14 protein-coding genes are annotated in these 16,193 nt (G+C 66.6%); 12 read left to right on the top strand and 2 right to left on the bottom strand.

The window, feature by feature from the left end; genetic code table 11:
• Window positions 1-10: 10 nt before the first annotated feature.
• The 9 genes from ON058_RS01380 to ON058_RS01340 are packed head-to-tail and all read left to right on the top strand — an operon-like array spanning window position 11 to window position 10,873.
• Window positions 11-976 carry a MoxR family ATPase gene (locus ON058_RS01380; RefSeq protein ID WP_274667237.1) on the top strand — a complete coding sequence of 322 codons (966 nt, stop codon included), beginning with the start codon at window positions 11-13 and terminating at the stop codon, window positions 974-976.
• A 4-nt stretch (window positions 977-980) separates the two neighbouring features.
• The gene (locus ON058_RS01375) at window positions 981-2,375 is read left to right on the top strand and encodes a DUF58 domain-containing protein (RefSeq protein ID WP_274667236.1); all 1,395 of its coding nucleotides are present in this window, start codon (window positions 981-983) and stop codon (window positions 2,373-2,375) included.
• Window positions 2,372-4,948: a transglutaminase domain-containing protein gene (locus ON058_RS01370; RefSeq protein WP_274667235.1), complete on the top strand. Its 2,577-nt coding sequence runs from the start codon at window positions 2,372-2,374 to the stop codon at window positions 4,946-4,948. Before ON058_RS01375 ends, ON058_RS01370 begins: the two co-directional genes overlap by 4 nt.
• Before the next feature lie 2 nt (window positions 4,949-4,950).
• The gene (locus tag ON058_RS01365; protein ID WP_274667234.1) at window positions 4,951-7,077 is read left to right on the top strand and encodes an FHA domain-containing protein; all 2,127 of its coding nucleotides are present in this window, start codon (window positions 4,951-4,953) and stop codon (window positions 7,075-7,077) included.
• Window positions 7,074-7,898: a PP2C family serine/threonine-protein phosphatase gene (locus ON058_RS01360; RefSeq protein ID WP_274667233.1), complete on the top strand. Its 825-nt coding sequence runs from the start codon at window positions 7,074-7,076 to the stop codon at window positions 7,896-7,898. The genes ON058_RS01365 and ON058_RS01360 overlap by 4 nt, the downstream gene beginning before the upstream one ends.
• On the top strand, window positions 7,895-8,755 hold the full coding sequence (locus ON058_RS01355; protein WP_274667232.1) for a hypothetical protein: 861 nt from the start codon (window positions 7,895-7,897) through the stop codon (window positions 8,753-8,755). Before ON058_RS01360 ends, ON058_RS01355 begins: the two co-directional genes overlap by 4 nt.
• A 37-nt stretch (window positions 8,756-8,792) precedes the next feature.
• The gene (gcvT, locus tag ON058_RS01350; RefSeq protein ID WP_274667231.1) at window positions 8,793-9,926 is read left to right on the top strand and encodes a glycine cleavage system aminomethyltransferase GcvT; all 1,134 of its coding nucleotides are present in this window, start codon (window positions 8,793-8,795) and stop codon (window positions 9,924-9,926) included.
• Between the two features lie 42 nt (window positions 9,927-9,968).
• Window positions 9,969-10,352 (top strand): glycine cleavage system protein GcvH, encoded by a 384-nt coding sequence (gene gcvH / locus ON058_RS01345; RefSeq protein ID WP_274667230.1) that lies wholly within the window; start codon window positions 9,969-9,971, stop codon window positions 10,350-10,352.
• 8 nt (window positions 10,353-10,360) lie between these two features.
• Window positions 10,361-10,873, top strand: coding sequence for a (deoxy)nucleoside triphosphate pyrophosphohydrolase (locus ON058_RS01340; RefSeq protein WP_342452944.1), 513 nt, complete (start codon window positions 10,361-10,363; stop codon window positions 10,871-10,873).
• Window positions 10,874-10,907: 34 nt separating this feature from the next.
• Here ON058_RS01340 and ON058_RS01335 read toward each other — a convergent pair whose 3' ends face one another.
• The gene (locus tag ON058_RS01335; protein ID WP_274667229.1) at window positions 10,908-11,483 is read right to left on the bottom strand and encodes a DNA-3-methyladenine glycosylase I; all 576 of its coding nucleotides are present in this window, start codon (window positions 11,481-11,483) and stop codon (window positions 10,908-10,910) included.
• Between the two features lie 92 nt (window positions 11,484-11,575).
• Between ON058_RS01335 and ON058_RS01330 the strand changes: the two genes are divergently transcribed.
• Window positions 11,576-12,523 carry a methylenetetrahydrofolate reductase gene (locus tag ON058_RS01330; protein ID WP_274667228.1) on the top strand — a complete coding sequence of 316 codons (948 nt, stop codon included), beginning with the start codon at window positions 11,576-11,578 and terminating at the stop codon, window positions 12,521-12,523.
• A 130-nt stretch (window positions 12,524-12,653) separates the two neighbouring features.
• Here the strand turns inward: ON058_RS01330 and ON058_RS01325 are convergent, their stop codons facing one another.
• Window positions 12,654-13,079 carry an OsmC family protein gene (locus tag ON058_RS01325; protein ID WP_274667227.1) on the bottom strand — a complete coding sequence of 142 codons (426 nt, stop codon included), beginning with the start codon at window positions 13,077-13,079 and terminating at the stop codon, window positions 12,654-12,656.
• A 167-nt stretch (window positions 13,080-13,246) separates the two neighbouring features.
• Here ON058_RS01325 and metE point away from each other — a divergent pair, with 167 nt between their 5' ends.
• Together metE and ON058_RS01315 are read left to right on the top strand one after the other, a co-directional pair.
• The gene (gene metE, locus ON058_RS01320) at window positions 13,247-15,574 is read left to right on the top strand and encodes a 5-methyltetrahydropteroyltriglutamate--homocysteine S-methyltransferase (RefSeq protein WP_274667226.1); all 2,328 of its coding nucleotides are present in this window, start codon (window positions 13,247-13,249) and stop codon (window positions 15,572-15,574) included.
• 224 nt (window positions 15,575-15,798) lie between these two features.
• Window positions 15,799-16,050, top strand: coding sequence for a DUF4242 domain-containing protein (locus ON058_RS01315; protein WP_274667225.1), 252 nt, complete (start codon window positions 15,799-15,801; stop codon window positions 16,048-16,050).
• The last annotated feature ends 143 nt before the right edge of the window (window positions 16,051-16,193 follow it).

Genomic DNA, 16,193 nt, shown 5'->3' with positions numbered 1-16,193 from the left:
AGGAGCACTCATGACCGTCACCGACGAGCAGGCCACCTGGTTTGCCACCACCTTCTCCGCACTGTCCGACAACGTGGAACGCGCCGTCCTGGGCAAGCGCCACGTGGTGGAGCTCGCGTTCACCGCGATGATCTCCGAAGGCCACCTGCTGTTGGAAGACGTCCCCGGCACCGGCAAGACCTCACTCGCGCGTGCGCTCGCCCAGACCATCAAGGGCACGTCCACCCGCATCCAGTTCACGCCGGACCTGCTGCCTGGAGACGTGACCGGTATCACGGTGTTCGACCAGGCCAAGGGCACGTTTGAGTTCCACGCGGGCCCTGTGTTCGCCAACGTGGTGCTCGCCGACGAAATCAACCGTGCCTCGCCCAAGACCCAGTCTTCGCTGCTGGAAGTCATGGAAGAGGGGTCCGTGACGGTTGACGGGAAGACCCGCGCCGCCGGCTCGCCGTTCATGGTGGTCGCCACCCAAAACCCGGTCGAGCAGGCCGGAACGTATGCACTTCCCGAGGCGCAGTTGGACCGTTTCATGATGCGCACCTCGCTGGGCTACCCCGACCACGGTGCCACCCTGCAGATCCTCGATGCTGGGCGTCCCGTCAAGGTCACGGTCCCCCAGATCGCGGAGCTCCAGACCATCGGCGCCATGACCGCGTTGTCGCGCGAGGTCCACGCCAGCCCGCTGATCCTGGACTACATCGCCCGCATCGTCGATGCCACACGTAACGCCACGCAGGTGCGCCTAGGTGTCTCCGTTCGTGGTGCCATTGCCTTGTCCCGGGGTGCTCGTACCTGGGCTCTCGCTCACGGTCGCACCTACGTGACGCCGGACGATGTCAAGACTCTCGCGGAGGCCGTGCTGGCCCACCGCATCATCCTGGACCCCGAAGCTGAGTTCGACGGCGTGACCGCCACTGCAGTTATCGGTCAGATTCTCCTCGACACGGTTCCGCCGTCGCAGCAGGACCTGAAGTAAGCCCATGACCCAGGCCCCTCCACGGCGCCGCGCCGACACCCGCAGCCATACCCGGACCAGCCGGACCTCCACCGGCCACACCCGGGCGTCGACGCGCACCCGCACGCAGTATGCGGAAGAGACGCACGGCCGGTGGGTGGCGCTTGGCCTGTGGAGCTTGCGGACTGGGCGTGTGGTCCGTGCCCGCAGCGATGCAGCGTGGGGCACGGTGCGGTCGGTCACCACTCCGGCGGGATGGGTCGTGATCGTGTGGACGATCGCGGGCCTGATCGCCGGCCTCACTCTGGGGTGGGGCGAGTTCCTGGTGGGCGCGTTTGTGGGGCTCACGCTGCTGGTGATTGCGCTGCCGTTCCTCCTGGGGCGGGAGCCGTACGAAGTTGACTTTGCGTTGCTGCAAGACGCCGTCGTGGCGGGGGACGATGCGCGGGCAGAGATCGTGGTGCGTAACCAGCGCACCAGGGTGGCGTTGCCTGGTCAGGTGGACGTGCCGGTGGGCGAAGGTCTGATCGACTTTCACGTTCCGTTGCTGCGCAAGGGCCACGTTCACAAGGAACCCATCCTGTTGCCGGCAGCAAAGCGTGGAATCGTCGATGTGGGGCCGGCGACCACCACGCGTGCCGACCCGCTGAAACTGCTGCAGCGCACCTTCCACTGGGCTGACGTGCAGACGTTGTACATCCACCCCAAGACGATCAGCGTCCCGTCCACCTCGATGGGGTTTGTGCGCGATCTCGAAGGGCGGACCACCCGCACCATTACCTCGGAAGACATCAACTTCCACGCCGTCCGCGAGTACGCCAGGGGTGACGCTCAGCGGCACATTCACTGGAAGTCCACGGCAAAGACCGGAACCCTGATGGTGCGTCAGTTTGAAGAGACGCGCCGGTCCACGATCTCCATCCTGTTGGACCTGGCAGACGAGAGTTACGCCAACGAAGCAGAGTTCGAGATGGCCGTGAGTGCGGCCGGGTCTCTCGCCGTGCGCGCTATTCGTGATGGCCGCGATGTTGAGGTCGTGGTGTCCGGTGAGGTGCCAGAGTTTGCGCGTGCGTCCGTCCGGTCGCTGGAGCGACTTGCCGTCACGAGCCCGCGCAGGCTTCTCGATGATCTTTCCGGGGTGGACCGCAGCCCCAGCGTGGTGAGCATCCCCATTTTGAGCCGCATGTTGGTCGAGGTGTCTGCGGACACGTCCTTGGCCTTCATCGTCACGGGTTCCCATGCCAGCCTGCCGGAACTGTCCGCATCGGCCCTGGCGTTCCCGGTTGACGTAGGCGTTGCCGCGGTGGTGTGTGACCCCGAGTCAGAACCGTCGATGCATGCCGTGGGCCGCACCCGCGTGCTCAGCCTGGGCATCCTGGATGACTTGCGCCAGTTGCTTGCCAAGGGAGCGGCCTCATGACGCGCCGACCTCGCCGGGCTAGCGCCGCCACGCTGAGCTTCGCTCCCGCACTCATCAACACCCTGTTCGTGATTGCGGGCGCTGCGGTGGCGGCGTGGACGCTGGCGAGCGTGTACGGATCACAGCGCTACCTGCTGGTGATGCTGATCGCTGTCTTCGGTGGTGCGGGGACAGCGTTCGTGGTGGACCGTTGGGGCCGTCGCGGCGGCACCGTTGCCCTCATCGTGGCGGCCCTGTATGTGGTGGTGGGGCTGACGTTGGTGGTGCCCGGTGCCACGAGCGGCGTTGACTCCGCCCTGGGTGCCGCGCTCGAGCTGGTGAGGGGCCCCGTTCTGGGGTGGAAAGACATCGTCACCCTTCCGGTACCGCTAGGCGAGTACCGCGCCACGCTCGTGCCCGTGTTCGCGTTGTTCTTGATTGCCTCGGCGGGTGCCACGTGGCTCGCGTTGCGGTCACCCAAGTGGGGCTGGGGCGCAGTGGTGCTGGGCGGCCTCCAAGTGGCGGCCATTGGATTGGGCCCTGCCGTGCGTTCCGAGCCTTTGGCTGTGGCGCCGTTTGGGGTGGTCATCAATCACGAGTTTGTGGTGGGCTTGGCCCAGTTCCTGGTGATCCTGGCCTGGTTCTCGTGGAGGGCTGCCGCCGCCCGTAAGGCTGCGATCACCCATGCCCAGGACGCGGGAACAGCGCGCCTGGCACAAGCACCGCACTCCCGAGTCTTGGCCGGCACGGCTGCGGTGGCGGCGATGGTGACTGCAAGCGTCGCAGTGGCATTGCTCGCCGCCGGACCGATCGCCGCGCACACCCCGCGTGAAGTGGCGCGATCCGCCGTAGACCCGCGACTGACCGTGGAATCCGCAGCCTCGCCCCTTTCGGCTTTCCGAACGTTCTTCACCGACGAGGTCTACGACGAGGTGCTCTTTACCGTGGCCGTTGACGACGGTGAGCCGGAGCGCATCAGGATTGCGTCGCTGTCGTACTACGACGGCGAGACCTTCTCGGCCTCCGCGCCAGACGGCCAGGAAGCGCGCTTTGAACGTGTCCCCGCACGGCTGGATGGGCAAAACGGTGCCTCGCACGCAGCGGTGACCGTGTCGGTGGGCGCGGGCGACGGCATCTGGGTGCCACTCGTGGGCGAACTGGAATCCATCACTTTCGACGGCGCGCGTCGATCCCAACTGGTGGACAGCTTCTATTACGACATGGCCGCGGACACGGGCGTCATCGGAATCGATGGCGGGCTTGCTACCGGAGACGGTTACGAGGTCAGTGGCTATGTCACTCCCGGTGTTGCGGTCTCGCAGATGGGACCGCCCCCGGGCAAAGGCTCAGTGAACTCCTCGTTCATTCCTGAGTCCCTGCGCGACTGGGTGGCGAACCAGGGCGTTACGAAGGATGGCGAAGGTCTCGCCCAGCTCATCACGACGCTGCGCGAGCGCACCTATCTGAGCCACGCGCTGATGGAAGGCGACGAGGTCGCTGCCTGGCAGCAGGCCTTGGGTGACTACGCCTTCATGGCGGCGCCGTCGGGGCATTCCTACGATCACATGGACCGCATGTTCACCGCCCTGAACGAGCAGGCCGTCGCCGCTGGTGAAGGGGCCTCGGAGGCGCAACTCGTCGCCTATGCCGCCGATGACGAGCAACTTGCCACCGCGGTCGCCTTGATTGCTTCCGACATGGGATATCCCGTGCGCGTCGTGATGGGGACGCGTCTGGAAACGACCGACGCTGAAGGCTACGCAGCCCCGGCATGTGACGCGGGCGAGTGCCGTGGTCAAAACATGTCCGCATGGGTAGAAGTCCAAGGCCAGGACGGTGTGTGGGTTGCGGCAGACGTCACCCCGCAGCACACCAATGTGGTGTCACCCGATGTGTCGGCACAGACGGATCCCGAGTTTGCGTCTCCGCTTGACCCGCGTCACGCAGAAGCGATCGTCCCGCCGTCCACGCAACGCGGAACCTCCGACGACTCTTCGTCGTCGACCGTCGAGGAAGAGGCCGGTGAGTCTGCACTGATTCCGGTCTTGCGCGTCGTGGGTGCCAGCATGGTGGGCCTTCTCATACTGCTGGGTCCGTTCCTGGCGATTCTGATCTGGAAGGCCATCCGTCGTAGTCGCCGCCGTAGTGGTGAGCCGCAGGACTCCATTCACGGCGGGTGGGACGAGTACCTTGATTCGGCCGCCGATGCAGGCTTGGCTGCGATGCCATTGGCCACCCGCCATGAGGTTGCCGCCGCGTATGGTTCCGCGCACGGTCCGGAGATCGCGCGTCTGACAGACAAAGCGACCTTTGGTGCTGTGGCAGTGGCGCAGGACGAGGCCGACCACTTCTGGACGCTCGTCGATGAAGAGCGCTCCACGTGGCTGCGCGACCGGCGTTGGTGGGCCCGTGTACGGATGCGCTTGTCGTTGCGATCGCTGTGGAGATCGACGTCTGCCACGAGTGAGCCTGAGGCCGCGCCGAGCGACCTCCAGCGAGTCCATTGGAGAAGCGACCACACTGGAGCGACGGGTACGCGACTGAGGCGCGGCCGGACTCGAACACGTCAAGGCAGAGGTAAGGGCAAGAAGTGAGGATGACTCTCGTCGTTCTTCTCAGCGTCATCGCTGGTGCGAGTCTCGTTCACCTGGTGTGGATGGGGCTTGCTTTGCGTGCCTTGCTTGGCAAGATCGGCGGCAACGGAGCCCTGGTTTTTGTTCCGGTCCTGCGATGGATCGAGGCTGCTCGTGCAGCACGAATGTCCACCATTGCTGTGGGACTTGCCCGCGGTCTGTCCGCCACGGGTGCGCTTCCCGCATACGTGGGCGGGTGGATGATCGCGCTCCACGCCGACAGCGGCGAGCCGTGGCAGCGTGCACTTGTTGTCGTTGGACTCCTGGTGTTCGTGACGAGCGCCACCGTGGGGTGGGTGCTGTGGATCTACGGCGCCGGCACGATTGAGCTGCGCGTTCACGCCCCCGCTGCGCTGACCTGGATCGCCGCGATTTGCCCGCCGGTGTGGGCCTCCATCCTGGGCTGGGGGCCGTACGGGATGACGGGGAGGACCGATGCGGCCGCTCGCGCTGCTGCCCGCGCAGGGGTCGCTCCGGCTCCCTTTGCTGCGCATGAGCCCGTTGCCGCGCAGGAGCCCGCTGCCGTTGCTTCCGCGCCAGGAGCCCCCGCCGTTCCGTCCGTGGAGAACTCCGCGCCCTCCGCACCTTCCGTCCCCCCACACGCGCCTTCGCCCATGACGGGCCCCGCGTCCCCTGAACTTTCCGCACCTTCACACGACACGGCCGCCGCCACTGAGGAGACAGACATGTCGCAGTCCTGGTTCCGCTCGGACAACCCACCGCAGCCCGCCCCGCCGGCGCCGCCTGCGCCGCCCGCGTCTGAGGAACCTGCCGCTGCGCCTGCGTGGGGTTGGGCCCGCGCGGAGGTCGAGCCTGGGGACGAGACTGTGATCGCGACTCCGTCGGCCCCCAGCCCGCAGGTTCCTCCGGCGCCCGCTGGTCCGCCCACCGGTGCTCCTGTCACTGGTGCCCACGTCCCGCCCCCGCCTGCCGGTTTGCCCGCGACAGGGGCTGATGTGCCTCCACCCCCGGTGGATGCGGTCCCCGCACCGCCAGTCGACGTTCCTCCCGCGCCCCCAGCGTCCGCACCGTCCACCCCGGCTCCTCAGGACAACTCCGTCATCGGGATGCCTCCGGGATGGGCTGGTTCTGCGCCCGCGCCGGCTGCGCCGCCCGCGGCGCAAGACTCGACCCCACCCACGCCACCTGCCCCTCCAGCGCCACCCGTGGCTCCGGCCCCTCCCATCGCGGACCCGCCAGCGCCAGTAGCGGAGGCATCGGCGCCCGAGGCCCCGCCTGCACCTCCGGCACCGTCAGCACCCCCGGTGTCGCCGTACGCCGTCCCCGTGCACGACTCCGCGCCCGAGCCTGACTGGCTCGTTCAGGCCCGCGCCCAGGCCGCGCAGGAGCCTGCCACGGACGCGCCTGCCGCGCCCGTCGCACAGGAAGTGCCGGATGTTCCGCCGGCACCCCCAGCGCCTGCTCCTCCAGCGCCTGCACCCTCGGCACCCGAGCCCGTCGCGTCAACGCCGCCCGAGCCCGTGGCACCGCCTGCCCCTCCTGCACCCCCAGCGCCCGAGCCCGTCGCCGATGTGCCGCCGGCTCCCGTCCAGGCGTCCGCACCTGAGCCAGCCGCAGCATCGGCTCCCGAGCCTGACCCCGCAACCCAGCCCATCCCGGAGCTGCGCCGCTCAACCGCCGCACCTGCCTCGCCGGTGCCTCCGGCACCGGTCGTCGTCGCCCCGATCGCCTCGTCTGCCCCGCAGAGTCAACCCAGCGTTGAGGAATCCGACGACGACCACACCGTGATCGCGAGCCGCCGGCGCACCTCGTGGAGCTTGCACGTCGACGGCGGTGAGTCCTATGCGCTCGTCGGAGACGTCATCACCTTGGGACGCAAGAGCGCCAACAACACCGGGGTGCTCGGCATCGTCGACGAAACCCGAACGATGTCGAAAAAGCACGCCACCTTGCAGTTGCTGGAGGGTGCCTGGCACGTCACCGACCTCGGCTCGACGAACGGCACCTACCTGCGTGACGACGCCGGCCGCGAATCGGAAGTGGTCGTGGGCACCCTCGCGCGCGTCGAAGGCGTGTTGATCCTGGGAGACTTGGAAGCGACCATCAGCCAGGACGAGGGCCGCGGATGACCCAGGCGGCACCGTGGTCGGCTGGGGCGGGGGCCACCGACCAAGGTCCACGCGCCCGCAACGAGGACGCCTTCTTGTCCCGAGGCGCCGTCCACATCGTCGCTGACGGCATGGGCGGTCATCACGCCGGCGCTGCGGCCTCCGCTGCCGTGATCGACGTGTTTTCTGAACTGGCAGACCTCCCCACCGTGAGCCCGGAGCAGGTAGCCGATGCTGTGGTGAAGTCCCAAGCGGCGGTGCTGGAAGTCTCACGTTCCGTGGGCGGCGAGTCCGGGACTACCGTGACCGGCGCCATCGCCGTCGAGCACGCTGGCGCACCCTGGTGGATGGTCATCAACGTGGGCGACTCGCGGACCTACGTGATCGACGGTGACGTTGCCTACCAGGTCACTCGCGACCATTCCCACGTTCAAGACCTCGTCGATGCGGGCCGCATCACCGCGGCCGAAGCGGAACGCCACCCAGACCGCAACATCGTCACCCGCGCCATCGGGGACGGCCTTCCGGACTTTGACTCGTGGCTCGTTCCTGTCAGCCCCGGAGCCCGCCTGGTGATCGCGAGCGACGGCCTCACCAAGGTCGTGGACGACCGCCGCATCGGCCTCACTGCCGCATACGCGGGAACGCCACAGGAAGCCGCCAGCCGACTGGTGGACACGGCGCTAGCGCTCACCACGAACGACAACGTCACCGTGGTGGTCGCCGACGTCCTGACCGCCGTCACGCCACCCGGTGTGGACGTCAGCCCCTGGACCCTGTTCGGTGAGCAGTGGGAAGACGACGACACGGTCGCGAGTTCTCGTCGGCAGGTGGACCGATGACATCGACCCCTGACGAGCACCTCGACGACGACCACCTCGACGACGACCACACGGTGATGTCCACGCGCCGGACGGCTCACGAGCACCACAACCCCGACCTGGACGATGCGACCGTGATCTCCACCAGGCGTGCCGCTGGCGCGCAGGACGACGACCACACAGTCATGTCGACCAGGCGTGCTGCTGGCGCGCAGGACGACGACCACACGGTCATGTCGACGCGGCGTGCTGCTGCCACCGGCACTCCCGCACCCGGCTCCCAGGATGATGCGGACAACGACCACACAGTGATGTCTGCCCGCCGCAGTTCGCGTCTGCAGGCAGACGACGACTCGACCGTCATGTCGTCTCGCCGCGCAAGCGCCACTCCGGTCGCGCCCAGCGACAACGATGACTCCACGGTCATGTCGTCTCGCCGCGCACTTGGAACCTCGGCGTTGCCTCCGGCGAGTGCGCCGCCCCGGCCCGATTCCACCCCGACGGCGCCGGTCCATCCCCGCCCCACTCGCTCCCCACGGACCCGCTCGGCGCTCCCGCCCGGCTACTCGCTGCCAACGGCAAACACCGTCGCAGCACCGAGCGTCGCCCCAGGCGACAAAGAGGCTCCTTACCAGGCCCGACAGGCTCCCGCCGTGTCGAGCGCACTCCCGGCAGGGTTTGGCTCTCAGGCGGGCGCCCCGGGTGCAGCCGGACCGGGCGCCGCGGATGTGGTGTCCTCCCCAGAAGAGGCCGCCCGTCGCCGGGTCGCGCAGCGTCGCAAACGCACCCTCATCGTGGCGGTCGTCGCAGCGGTCACCGCAGTGGTGATGACGGCGGGCATCGTGATCGTGATTGCGGTAGCCGGCGTCGGCGGGTAGGCACGAGAATCCGCGACACGTCGCGTAGGTTGGTGCCGTGAGCGAACTGAGCACGCCCCTGCTGGACAAGCACCGTGAACTAGGTGCCACGATCGTCGACTTTGCCGGATGGCAGATGCCGTTGCGGTACACCTCTGATGTGGCTGAACACCACGCTGTGCGCACGGCGGCGGGGCTCTTTGACTTGTCCCACATGGGCGAGCTGATGGTCACCGGTCCTGACGCTGCAGCGGCCCTGGACTATGCGCTCGTGGGGCACATGAGCCGCATGAAGCTGTGGGCCGCGAAGTACACGATGATCTGCACACCTCAGGGTGGAGTCCTCGATGACCTGGTGGTGTACCGCCGCGACTGGGAACACTTCATGGTGGTCGCCAACGCCTCCAACCGCGAGACGGTCGTAGAAGAGTTGCGGGCCCGCATTGCGGCGGGGGGTTTCGATGCTGAGGTTGCAGACGAAACCGCTGCTATTGCACTGATTGCGGTGCAAGGTCCCCGCGCTGTCGACATTGTGACGGCGATGTGTGAGATCGGTGCTGAAGATCCGCCCGCGCTCAAGTACTACACGGCCGCGAACGTCCTGTTGCACGGTGGGATGCATGCCTTTGTCGCCCGTACGGGATACACCGGGGAAGACGGTTTCGAGCTGTTCGTGCCCGCTGACCTCGCGGCAGATGTGTGGGACCTTGCGGTGGCGCATGGCGCGGATGCCGGCCTGGTGCCGTGTGGGCTGGCGTCACGCGACTCGTTGCGTTTGGAAGCGGGCATGCCGCTGTACGGCAATGAGCTGTCGCGTGACCGTAGTCCCTTCGAGGCGGGCTTGGGCCGGGTCGTGAACTTTGGCCGGGCAGACGGTCCGGAACGTGGCGACTTTGTGGGCCGCGACACGTTGGCCGCTGTGAAGGGGTCCGGGACCGCCGAGGTCTTGGTAGGCCTGGTGGGTGAGGGCCGACGTGCTGCTCGTGCGGGGTACACCGTGGTCGACGCAGATGGTGCGACGGTGGGCGTGGTGACGTCAGGACTGCCGTCGCCAACGCTGGGGAAGCCCGTGGCCATGGCGTATGTGGCGCGTTCTCACGCGGAGCCGGGCACGGAGCTAGCGGCCGATGTGCGTGGCAGGCGTGAACCCATGCGCGTAATCGCGCTACCGTTCTACCGACGGGGCGCGTAGCCTCAAAGGTGAGAGTTCCTCCAGCGTCGAAAGGTGGCACCAATGGCGGAGATTCCTGACAACTTGCTGTACTCGGAGGAGCACGAGTGGGTGCGTGGCGACGTATCTCCTGGCTCCGTAGTCACGGTGGGCATCACGGATTATGCGGCCGATGCTCTGGGTGATGTGGTCTATGTCGAGGCACCTTCCGTAGGTGACGAGGTCAAGGCCGGGGACGTGTGCGGTGAACTTGAGTCCACGAAGGCTGTCTCCGAGCTGTATTCGCCGGTGACTGGCGCTGTGACGGAGGTTAACCCGCAGTTGGAGAACGCTCCAGACCTCATCAACTCTGACGTGTATGGCGAGGGCTGGATCTTCAAGGTCGAGCTCAGCGAGTCCGCGCAGGACTTGATGGATCCGGACGAGTACGCGGACAAGACTGAGTAGGTCTCGCGGTGGGTGTGTCGACGCGGCTCGTAGTGGCAGCGGCTATTACGGATGATCTTGGGGCCCCGCGGACACTTCTTGCGGCGCGGCGAACTGCCCCGTCTGCGCTGGCGGGACTGTGGGAGTTCCCCGGCGGCAAAGTGGAGCGGGGGGAGAGCCCCGAGCAGGCTTTGCGTCGTGAACTGCGCGAGGAACTGGGCGTCGAGATCGAGATTGGCGACGAACTCGTAGGACCGGATGACGGTCGCGGGGTCGAGGACCAGTGTGGCGATGAGCCGGTGTGGATGCTTCGTCCCGGTGACGCAGACGTGGACCGTCTGGTGATGCGCGTGTGGTGGGCGACCATCATGCCGGGCGCGGATGGTGCGCTCGTGGAGCCCCGGCCTTTGGAAGACCACGACTTGCTGCGCACGCTTGAGCCCGGTGGGTGGCGTGACGTGGCGTGGCTGCCCGCTGACAAGCGCATCGTCGAGGCGCTCCTGGAGGACGCACGCGAACGCCACCGCAAGGCGTATTGCTAGACCTCACGGCATCGGCCCCCGCTCAGCGGCACTCCTAGGCGTCGCTGCGTGCTGCGACGCATCCAGCAATGTGGTCGTCAACCATGCCGATTGCCTGCATCAACGCGTACATGGTGGTGGGGCCCACGAACGCGAACCCTCGGCGTTTGAGTTCCTTGGCGAGGGCCTTGGACTCCTCGGTTGAGGCTGGCACCTCTGTCCAGTCCGCCGGTGGTCCGGGACGGGGGCCGGGAGTGTGCGACCAGATCACCTTGTCGAGGGTTTCGCCGTTGCGGTGAAGCTCAACCAGCGCGCGGGCGTTCGTGATCGCGGCTTCAATCTTGCGGCGGTTGCGCACAATGGCGGCATCGTTCATGAGGCGCTCGACGTCGGCATCCGTGAAGCCTGCGACTGTCGTGGGGTCAAAGTTCGCGAAGGCCGCCCGGAATCCCTCCCGCTTGCGCAGGATCGTCAGCCAGGACAAGCCAGACTGAAACCCTTCTAGCGTGAGTCGTTCAAACAGTTCCGCCTCCCCGTGAACCTGGTGGCCCCATTCGTGATCGTGATAGCGCTCGTACAGGTCGTCTCCCGCACCAAAGCACCGCACTAGGTCGTTTGTTTCGGTGATCATGGCTCCAGTGTGCGCGAGCCCAGTGACATGGCACCATCTGGCGCCGCACCTGGTGGAAGGCATGCGAGGCGAGAGCGTCCTGGGGAAGGAAGTTGCGCATCGGCCCTCCCGAACCCGACCACTTGTCCGCTATTGTGGCGACCGCTATGACGATCCGTGAACTCCTGAGTGCGCACAAGCCCACTCTTAGCTACGAGCTGTTCCCTCCCCGCACGCCTGCGGCCGAGTCGACCCTCGAAGCAACCATGCGCACGCTCGCAGACACGGATCCTGACTTCATCTCCATCACCTACGGCGCTGCCGGAGCGACCCGCGACACCTCCCGCGGCGTGGTGCAGAAGCTCGCCGAGTCCCACACCATCCCGCCGCTGGCGCACCTCACCTGCGTGGACCAGTCCCGCGCAGAAGTGATCCAGGTCATCGAGGAGTACCTCGAAGAAGGCGTGCTCGACTTCCTTGCCCTGCGCGGCGACCCGCCTGCTGGCCAAGCCAACTGGCATCCCCATCCTGACGGCCTGCGTTACGCCTACGAGCTCGTCACCTTGCTGCGTGAGGTTGCTGGCGCGCACGGCATCGACAACCTGTCCATCGGTGTCGCGGCCTTTCCCGCCCAGCACGTCATGCCTCAATGGCGTGACCAGGGTCTCGAAGTGTTGCGGTCCAAGCAGGACGCGGGCGCAGACTTCGCGATCACTCAGGTTTTCTACGACATCGCGCAGTACACATCGCTCGTTGAGGACGCCGTTGCGGAGGGCATCACCATTCCGATCATCCCGGAGGTGATGCCGCTGGCGACCGTGCAGCGTGCGCACCGCGCCGCACAGATCACTGGCGTCGCTACCCCGGTGGAGATCATCGCGGACTTGGAAGCTGCGGAAGACAACGCCGCCGCACGCGCCGCAGGTGTCGCGCACGCCGCGCGCCTGTCATGTGGACTGCTGGATGCCGGTGCACCGGGGATCCATGTCATCACGTTCAACAAGCATGAGGCTGCGTTGGACTTGGTGCGGGAGTTGCCGCTGCGCGATCACCCCGCGTAACTCTCCCCGTCACCCCGCGCAACTCTCCCCGTCAAATGGCTCCATTTGGTGGTTTTAGCTAGCTATAACAGCCAAATGGAGCCATTTGACGGAAGGGGGGACGGTGGTGGGTACGGGCCGATGCTTGGGGTTAGACCTCGCGGAGGGTGACCTCTGCGCCGTGCACCACGGTGCGGGACACCGTGCAGGTCTTCTCCTCAGCAGCCTTCAGGGCTGCGGCAATGCGGGCGCGAGCCTTGTCGCCATCGGCACCCTCCGGGAACGCCACGTCAAACGCCACATCGATGTCGCGCAAGATCGCGGGCGTGGAGCCGCCCACCTTGTCGGCGTTCACTGTCGCGGTGAAGTGCTCCGGCTCGGCACGGCGCGACGTCATCATGTCCAGATCCGTGGCCGAACAGCCAGCGATCGCCGCCAGCAGCAGGTCGACCGCACTCAACGCACCCTCGACGTTGTACCCAAAGCGGTACTCGGCGCCTTCCGCGTTGCGTGCCACATAGACACCCTCCGCCTCGCGCACCAGAGTGACCTGCTTCTTCGTGATCTCTTCAGCCATGCCCCCATGCTCGCACGCTGGTAGGTGCCCAACTGCCAAACCTGTGGTAGCCAAACGGACATCCTGACGCTAGACTCGCGAATCGCACCCCTCGGCGCTGCGTAGACGCGCGTCGACCAAGCGCAATGGCGAGCCCGCCGCGCACCCCAAACCTCCAATGAGGAACCATGTCTGAATTCACTCAGTCCTCTGCCCCTGCGCCCGCCTTCCCCGGTGGCACCATTCTTGGATACCCGCGCATCGGCCGAATGCGTGAGCTCAAGCGGGCACTTGAGTCGTTCTGGAAGGGCAACTCCACCGAGGCGGACCTGGAAAAGGTCGCCGCGGATCTGCGTGCCGCCAACCGCGACCGCCTCGCCGCGCTGGGCCTGGGCCGCGAGGACAGCTCCATCCCGTCCAACTTCTCGTTCTACGACCACGTGCTCGATGCCGCCGTGACCTTCGGCGCGATCCCCGCCCGTTTCGCGGACCTGCGCGACGCTAACGGTGGCGTGGACCTGGCCGGCTACTCGACGATCGCCCGCGGTCAGGGTGACAAGGCTCCGCTCGAAATGACCAAGTGGTTCGACTCGAACTACCACTACCTGGTCCCCGAGATCGGCCCCAACACCGAGTTCTCGCTGAACTCGACCCGCTGGGTTGACGAGTTCATCGAAGCCAAGGAAGCCGGCTACGTCACCCGCCCGGTCATCACCGGCCCCCTGACGTTCCTGTACCTGTCGAAGGCCGCGGACGAGGCCCCCGAGGGCTACCAGCCCATCGATCGCCTCGACGACCTGCTGCCCGTCTACATCGAGCTCCTGGCTGCGTTCAAGGCTGCCGGTGTGGAGTGGGTTCAGATCGACGAGCCGATCCTGGTCGCCGACATCGACGCCGACCGTGCCGAGGTTCTCGCGAACACCACCAAGGTCTACCGTGCCCTGGTCGCCGCGGAGTCCCGTCCCGCACTGTTCGTCGCCGCTCCGTACAACTCGCTCGACGACGCCCTGCCGGTGCTGAAGAACACCGCCGTGGACGCCATCGGCATCGACCTGGTGCGCGGTTCCGTGCCCCAGGGCGTGGACCTCAAGGGCGCCACGATCGTCGCTGGTGTGGTCGACGGCCACAACATCTGGCGCACCGACCTCGACGAGGCACTGCGCAAGGCCGATGAAGTGGTCGCGTTGGGCGCCAACGTCACCATCGCATCGTCCACCTCGCTGTTCCACGTGCCCCACACCCTGCAGGGTGAAGAGCACTTGGGTGAGGAACTCCTGAGCTGGCTCGCCTTCGCAGACGAGAAGGTCTCCGAGATCGTGACCCTGTCGACCGCGCTGAGCCAGGGCGACCAGGCTGTTGCCGGCGCCCTGGGTGAGGCTCGCGCCGCACTTAAGGCGCGCGCCGAGCACCCCGGCACCAACCGTGCCGACGTGCGCGACGCTCTGGCCGCAGTGAAGGAAGGCGACTTCGAGCGCACCGCATACTCGGTGCGTGCCGCCGCGCAGGACGCCCGCTTCAACCTGCCGGAACTTGCCACCACCACCATCGGCTCGTTCCCCCAGACCCCGGAAATCCGCAAGGCACGTGCCGCGTGGGCCAAGGGTCAGCTGTCCGACGCGGACTACGAGCAGGCCATGAAGGACGAAATCGCGTCCGTCGTGAAGCTGCAGGAAGACCTGGGACTGGACGTCCTGGTCCACGGTGAGGCCGAGCGCAACGACATGGTGCAGTACTTCGCTGAGCTCCTCGAGGGCTTCGACGTCACCAAGAACGGCTGGGTCCAGTCGTACGGTTCGCGTTGCACCCGCCCGTCGATCCTGTGGGGCGACGTGGCACGTTCCGAGGCCATGACCGTGACCTGGGCCAAGTACGCCCAGTCGCTGTCCGACAAGCCCGTCAAGGGCATGCTCACCGGTCCTGTCACGATCCTCGCGTGGTCGTTCGTCCGTGACGACCAGCCCCTGGGCGACACCGCCTTCCAGGTGGGCCTGGCCCTGCGTGGAGAGATCAAAGACCTCGAGGACGCCGGCATTGGCATCATTCAGGTCGACGAGCCCGCACTGCGCGAACTGCTGCCCCTGAAGAAGGCCGACCAGCCCGCGTACCTGGACTGGTCCGTGAAGTCGTTCCGCCTGGCCACCTCCGGCGCGCAGGACGACACTCAGGTCCACACTCACCTGTGCTACTCCGAGTTCGGTGAAGTGATCGACGCGATCGACGGCCTGAACGCCGACGTCACCTCGATCGAGGCTGCACGCTCCCGCATGGAAGTGCTGCCCGCGATCAAGGACCACGGCTACGAGCGTCAAATTGGCCCCGGTGTGTGGGACATTCACTCGCCCCGCGTGCCCTCGACCGACGAAGTCACCGAGCTCCTGTCGCTCGCTAAGGCCTCGATCCCCGGCAAGCAGCTGTGGGTCAACCCTGACTGCGGTTTGAAGACCCGCGGTTACGACGAGACCAACGCGTCGCTGAAGAACATGCTGGACGCCACCAAGGCTGTGCGCTCCGCGTAAACCTAGGGCGCGTCACGCGCTACAGAAGGGCCGATGCCAGGGGAAACCCAGGCATCGGCTCTTCTGTTGTGCAAGGGGAGCCGCAAGGTCCTTACTGGTAAAACAACAGATGACGGGTTTCGTCCTGCAATGCCAGGCCAGCGGGCGTAGCGTCGAATGGTGGGTTCGATGGCGGACCCACCCCGTCCGGGGAGGGCGGGACGCCCACATCATAGGGAGGGCGCATGGCGCTCTACATGGACGTCCACAACATCGACGGAGGCGTGTCCGCACAGGACGTGGCCGGTCTGCACGAGAAGGATCTCGCGCATCAACACACCCATGGGGTGTCGTTCATCAAGTACTGGGTTGACGAGGAAGCCGGCAAAGTCTTCTGCCTGTCTGAGGCGGCCGACGCGGAAGCCCCGATGGCAGTGCACCGTGAAGCGCACGGCGCCATGCCCGATGAGATCTACGAGGTCTCAGAACACAGTTGAGGGATCCCCGCTGGGGCGGGGAGGGAGAGCTGGCCGCGTCCTTGTGGGGCGCGGCCAGCACTGTGTGAGGTCACCGTGTGTGGCGTCACAGCGGGTGTCCGCGATGCGGGGTGGGTCGCACGCGCAGGAACCTACGGGGTGGT

The sequence above is a fragment of the Demequina sp. B12 genome (assembly GCF_028823635.1).
Lineage (GTDB): Bacteria > Actinomycetota > Actinomycetes > Actinomycetales > Demequinaceae > Demequina.
The sequence above is the reverse complement of the archived record's forward strand: the minus strand, read 5'-3'. Positions and strand labels throughout refer to the sequence as shown.